At 53.7% G+C, this 6,395-nt stretch carries 5 protein-coding genes and 1 riboswitch; all 5 genes read left to right on the top strand.

The genetic code is table 11. From position 1 onward, the window contains the following. Nucleotides 1–361: 361 nt before the first annotated feature. A riboswitch (SAM riboswitch) is annotated at nucleotides 362–439 on the top strand. Nucleotides 440–757: 318 nt separating this feature from the next. Then, nucleotides 758–2,074 (top strand): O-acetylhomoserine aminocarboxypropyltransferase/cysteine synthase family protein, encoded by a 1,317-nt coding sequence (locus tag ACOSDM_RS19930; RefSeq protein WP_420726297.1) that lies wholly within the window; start codon nucleotides 758–760, stop codon nucleotides 2,072–2,074. A gap of 24 nt (nucleotides 2,075–2,098) precedes the next feature. Beyond that, nucleotides 2,099–2,674 (top strand): OsmC family protein, encoded by a 576-nt coding sequence (locus ACOSDM_RS19925; protein ID WP_420726296.1) that lies wholly within the window; start codon nucleotides 2,099–2,101, stop codon nucleotides 2,672–2,674. A gap of 90 nt (nucleotides 2,675–2,764) precedes the next feature. Further along, complete coding sequence (gene hemB, locus ACOSDM_RS19920; RefSeq protein ID WP_420726295.1) at nucleotides 2,765–3,763, top strand: porphobilinogen synthase; 999 nt, start codon at nucleotides 2,765–2,767, stop codon at nucleotides 3,761–3,763. A 223-nt stretch (nucleotides 3,764–3,986) separates the two neighbouring features. Then, complete coding sequence (locus tag ACOSDM_RS19915; protein WP_420726294.1) at nucleotides 3,987–4,817, top strand: hypothetical protein; 831 nt, start codon at nucleotides 3,987–3,989, stop codon at nucleotides 4,815–4,817. Nucleotides 4,818–5,071: 254 nt separating this feature from the next. Beyond that, on the top strand, nucleotides 5,072–6,395 hold a 1,324-nt coding region (locus ACOSDM_RS19910; protein ID WP_420726293.1), incomplete at its 3' end, for a hypothetical protein.

Raw genomic sequence — 6,395 nt, 5'->3', positions numbered from 1 at the left:
TCTCTATACGCTCCGAAAGACAGAGCTGATCATATGAATTTCCCATCGCAACACCGTTCTAGCAGTGTTGCACTTCTTTCGTGAGTCCTTGGTATCCAGGGCCACACGCACAAATCGCGCCTGCCGCTCTGGACCCCGGATCACGTCCGGGGTGACGATGCTGATAATGGATACGCCGATACAGCCCCTCCTCAGGATGAAATCTGTGAGGGTGGTGAGAATATAGACACATAAAACGTGCACTCACCCTGAGGAGCGCAGCGTCTCGAAGGGTGCCTTTCTGCAAGCACCGTCCTAACAGCCCATTCTTCCAGACAGCGCTTTAAATATCCGCTTGACCCGGAAATCTACATCCCTTATCTATCTCTCCAGCGCCGATTTGAAGCTCAGCTTGCGGGCGCTTTATAAATGCAGCTAAAGAGGGTTGGTCATCGCACCGCCCGGCTATGCTGCGGCGGTTTTGTTTTTCCGGGCCTTGGTTGCCCTGGAGAGCGCAAAATCTGACCGCTTCTTCTTTAGCAGCGCATTTATAAATCCCCGCAAGAGAACCTTTCTGATCGACGCCTTGGCGACCGGCCTGCTTTCATTCGGCACAAGGTCGCCCGCGGTGATTTGAGGATCAGCTTGCACCGCGTCATCAACTGCTAAAGCGACGTCAGGGAAGTCCTTTCATTCGGGACCTAGATTGGCGCAGATCCTCGCTGGAAACCCACTGTGGAGCATTAAGGCTCCGACCCTTAAAATGGAGAAAGCGACGATGACAAATACCCCTAAACACCCAGAAACCCTGGCCCTGCATGCCGGTTTTCGGTCTGACCCAGCCACCAATGCAGTGGCCGTGCCAATCTATCAGACGACATCCTATCAGTTTGACAGCGCCGAACATGCCCAAAAACTGTTCGCCCTGGAAGAATTGGGCAATATCTATACCCGCATCATGAACCCGACCGTTGATGTGCTGGAAAAACGCATTGCGGCCCTGGAAGGTGGCGTCGCGGCACTGGGCGTGGCATCCGGCCAGGCCGCGAGTGCGTATGCGGTCCAGAATATTGCCCGCGCCGGCGATAATATCGTAAGTTCTACAAACCTTTATGGCGGGACATGGAACCTGTTTGCCAACACCCTGAAGGATCAGGGGATCGAGGTACGCTTTGTCGATCCAACCGACCCTGAAGCATTCCGGAAGGCCACGGATGACAAGACCCGGGCCTATTATGCCGAAACCCTGCCCAATCCAAAGCTGGAGGTTTTCCCGATTGGTGAAGTTGCCGCCATTGGTCGCGAATTGGGCATCCCTTTGATTGTCGACAACACCGCCGCCCCCGTCCTGTGCCGTCCCTTCGATCATGGTGCAGCCATCATTGTCTATTCCACGACCAAATATATTGGTGGTCACGGAACCTCTATCGGTGGGGCGATTGTCGACAGCGGCACCTTCCCCTGGGAAGACCACAAGGAACGCCAACCCTATCTGAACCAGCCTGACCCTTCCTATCATGGGGCCGTCTGGACAGAGGCTGTGAAGCCCCTGGGGCCCATTGCCTATATCATCAAGGCCCGCGTCACCCTGTTGCGGGATCTGGGGGCAGCACTGTCACCCTATAATGCGTTTCAGATCATCCAGGGGCTGGAAACCCTGCCAATCCGCATTCGGGAACATTCCCGCAATGCCGCGGCTGTGGTCAATTTCCTGAACGAACATCCGTTGGTTGATCGGGTGATTTACCCGAACCATCAGAATGGGGAGAATTTAAAACGCGCCCAGACCTATCTGAAAGGCGGATATGGCGGTTTGGTCGGATTCCATGTCAAAGGCGGCAAAGCAGCCGGGGCGGCTTTCATTGATGCCCTGGAACTGTTCTATCACGTTGCCAATATTGGTGATGCGCGGTCCCTGGCAATCCACCCTGCCACCACCACACATTCTCAGCTCAGCCTTGAGGAACAACACCAATCCGGGGTAACGGATTCCTATATCCGTCTGTCGATTGGGATTGAGCATATCGACGATATCATTGCCGACCTGACCCAGGCGCTGGCTGCTGCGGCCGATGCCGTACAAGCAGCGGCTTGATTGGGACACAAGGAGGATATTGAGATGACAGCCACCCTCTCCAAAGCCCAAACAACCGGCCTGGGGGCAGTCTTTGACCAAGTGGCAGAGACGATCCATCACAACCCCGGAAAAGCCCTTGCGCATTTCGAGGTACAATCCCGTCAAATCCGAGGATTGCACAGCGAAGTCGAAACCCGCGATTTCATATTGACCGTGGACGAGCCGAAATCACTTGGCGGTCAGGATCTTGGGCCAAATCCCGTAGAGCTAATCCTGGCCGCGATCGCATCCTGCCAGGAGATTACCTATCGCCTGTATGCGGATCGTCTTGGAATTCCGTTGAAAGGCGTTTCGGTGTCGGTAAAGGGGGATATTGACCTGCGGGGTCTTTTTGCACTGGATCCCGGTGTCAGGCCTGGTCTCAGGGGGCTGGATATTCAGGTGGACCTGGACAGCCCCGCATCGCAGTCAGAGTTGGACCGGTTGAAACGAACGGTCGATGCCCATTGTCCTGTGTTGGACATCATTCGCAACGCCACGCCCGTAATCGCCCGGACGCAGCGTCAATCGGATGGATCGCCTGTTGATACCCCCATGTTTGCGGGGTTGGCTGGATAAAGGCAGGGCCCTTTGCCAAGGGAATTGCGGCCCGGTAAAAGCATAGCTAACCTAGCCCCGATTTAGTTTCACCATCGGGGAGTTGTTACCATGGCTTTTCCGGGCCGTTATCCTACCGTGCGCCCGCGGCGCAACCGTTCCAATGCTGCCGTTCGCGCGCTGGTCGCCGAAAATGCCCTTACGCCCGCTGATTTGATTTGGCCGCTTTTTGTCAGCGATGGTATCAACAAGCGCGAACCCGTCCCGTCCATGCCCGGCGTTGACCGGATGTCCGTCGACCTGATCGTTGATGCTGTTAAACGCGCAGAAGATGCCGGAATACCGGCCATCGCCCTGTTCCCCTATACGGACCCGATCTTAAGAGATGATGCGGGCAGCGAAGCCTTTAATCCTGACAATCTGGTTTGTCGCGCAACACGCGCGGTGCGCGAAGCCTGCCCCAACATCATGATTGTTTGTGACGTCGCCCTGGATCCCTATACCAGCCATGGCCATGACGGGCTGATCGTCGGGGGGGAGATTGTGAATGATGAGACGGTTGAAAGCCTGATCAAGCAAGCCCTGGTTCAAGCCGAAGCTGGCTGTGACACATTGGCCCCGTCTGACATGATGGATGGGCGGATCGGCGCCATTCGTGCGGCCCTGGATGATGTCGGGCGCAGCGATGTTCGCATCCTGGCTTATGCCGCGAAATATGCATCCTGCTTCTATGGCCCCTTCCGGGATGCAGTTGGGTCATCAACGGCGCTGATCGGGGATAAACGCACCTATCAAATGAACCCCGCCAATTCCGACGAGGCACTGAGAGAGGTTGCATTGGATATCGCCGAAGGGGCGGACATGCTGATGGTAAAACCGGGCATGCCGTATCTGGATATTCTGCAACGGGTGAAAAGCGAATTTCACTTGCCGACCTTCGCCTATCAGGTCTCCGGGGAATACAGTATGTTACGGACAGCTTTTGATCTTGGATATATGGATCGGGATCGCGGCATTCTGGAAACACTGATGTGTTTCAAGCGCGCTGGTGCCGATGCCGTACTGACATATTTCGCTCTTGATGCAGCATTAATGATGAATTCATCTTAAATTATAATAAAATAAATATAAAATTTTACAGAAATATTGTTGATAGCGACTCACAACGGGTTTATCACAGCTATAAGTGTAAGATAGCGTTCTTTACGTATGTATAAGGATTCACAGACTATAAGACCGTTGGAGAACATACTTAACCTCCAGTTCTGACACAATTTGTGTGGAGACGTGAGCAGTCTTGCACATCAACACCCAGCCAGAAGGGAAAATGATCATGGCGAACATACCCTTTAAAGCGACACCCGATCATTCAGAAGACCTGGTTGTGTCAGAGGACAATGGTCCCAACTCCATTATCCCGGCCCATTTGCTCCGCATCGCGACACATATCGTCCTCACGAACACATCTGTCGATGACCTTGGGTCTTTGTCCCTCCCTATCGGGCAATCTTCAATTGATACAATCCTGCTGCAAGGACCTGATTTATTCATCCTCCAGCACGATGGCGCGGTTCTGGTGATTGATGACTTTTTGGGGGCGCTTGAAACAGGAATGTTGACCGGATTATCGTTGTCGGACGGAACATCGATGGATGCGATTGAATTCCTGGATGCATTCGGCGGTGGAAAAGCACTTGATGAAATCATGTTTTCCCTTGAAACGGCTGAGATGGACGTAGATGCCGTTGACGGATCCGCCGTGCTGCAAGATGGATCGACGGAAATGTTGGATTTCGCTAATTTCTGCATCAATGATCCCATAGGGGCGGAAATTGGTTCCGGCGCAAGTGATGGTGAAATGGCGCATTGCGAGGCGATTGCCCCCTTGGCAAATTCGCATATCCCAGCCGCCCTTGAGTCGAACACCTTGAGCGCATGTGCTCTATTAGTGTCGGATGCGAAGGGCGCGTTCGAGAACAATTTGCCACATGATCCTGATGGTCACGGCATACCCCTTGGTGAACACGGGCCCTTTGGTGAACACGGGGCCATGCATGCGTCCAATACAGGTCATACGTCCAATACAGGCGCGGCGCTTTCGTTTGGTCCATCAGACGCAATCCCTTTACCAGAACCGGTGAAGGATGATGTCTCAATACTGTAATTTGAGGATGCCAGATTGGATTTAACGAAATGGGACCAAAAATTGCATCACGCGCTTTTGGGTGTTTTGTGTGAAAAGTATCGAAAATTTGATATGAATTTATGTTGAACTGTGACGAAGATCACTGAGGAACGTGCGAATTTCCTGGATTAATGTAAGCATGACGCGTTGTGTCTTGGTACAATTGGTTTTTATAGTATCTGCAATAGCACACTTGATCGTCAGAACGACATCAAGGTGACGAAGGACCGAAAATGGCTGAAATGGATCTGGTTGAATTGGTGGCGATCGCGCAGTCCGGGGGAACTGGCAACCCCCTGCCTGAGCATATTCTGCAGTCTTCGACCGTCATTGACCTTCAGGCTCCCAATGTCGTTACGAACGGCGTGTTGGGAATATCGTTTGATCCGGAGACGGCACAATTCATTTCGGTCTTTGGCGATGACCTGGTCGTCGTAACAGAAGGCCAGGAAACCATTGTTATCAAAGATTTTGTGCCGGCCGTGACAGATGGGTTTCTTATCTCCATAGAGCTTCTTGATGGTGTGCTTATGGATGCACCCGAATTTCTTGAAGAATATGGTGTGGGCACGAATATTGCTGACGCGCTGTCAGACATTGATACTGCGGCGGGCGATTCCAGCACACAAAACAGCGTTACGAATTTTGCGGAAGGGGATCGTTTCACCAACGAAGAATTCGGCAATGATGGTATCGGAGGGGGGCCATCAGGCGCGTTGGGCAGCGATGGTGTGAACAGGTTTGATCGTGCGAACGGATCGGGTCGGCCTTTCGGGGGGCGCGATGGCAACCCCTCGAACAGGTTCGACCAGTCCAATGGCGAACAACAGGGGCAAGGGTCATCTGGCGGGCCCGCCCGCGACACAACAGCGTCAACGCCTACATTGGATGTTGGCGAAACCGTTCTTGGTCTGGAAGATGTTGCCATTCCTTTGACAATTTCAGCGGCGCTGACCGATCTCGACGGTTCTGAGACTCTGGCCATCACAATTTCCGGCCTACCGGAAGGGGCCAGCCTGAATGCCGGATACTATGATGCGGTTTCTGGCGCCTGGGTTCTGACAGCAGAAGAATTGAATGGGCTCAGCCTTATCCCCGCAGAGAATGCCAGTGGTAATTTTTCCCTAACGGTTCACGCTATCGCGGTTGAAAGCGACGGCGGGGCCCGCGCAATCACCAGCGACACTCTGGACGTGGATATCACACCGGGTGCAGACGCACCGACTTTGACCCTATCTGCAGCGAGCGGCAGTGAAGACACAGCCATTGCGCTCGATATCAGTTCAGCCCTGACCGACACTGATGGGTCAGAGACCCTGTCTGTTGAGATCAGCGGCATTCCAGACGGCGCAGTCCTCACCGCCGATGGTGAAGCCGTCACTGTCACCGATGGTGTCGCGACGCTAACACCGGCGCAATTGGCGAACCTGACGATCACCCCGCCTGCAAACAGCAGCGATGATTTTGACCTCACGGTTACTGCCACATCGACCGATGGTTCAGATACAGCCACCACGACGGCCACCCTTCCCGTCTCCGTGACCGGCGTCGCTGATG

It is taken from the genome of Hwanghaeella sp. LZ110, from assembly GCF_048892525.1.
In the GTDB taxonomy this organism is placed as follows: domain Bacteria; phylum Pseudomonadota; class Alphaproteobacteria; order UBA8366; family Aestuariispiraceae; genus Pacificispira.
The sequence above is the reverse complement of the archived record's forward strand: the minus strand, read 5'-3'. Positions and strand labels throughout refer to the sequence as shown.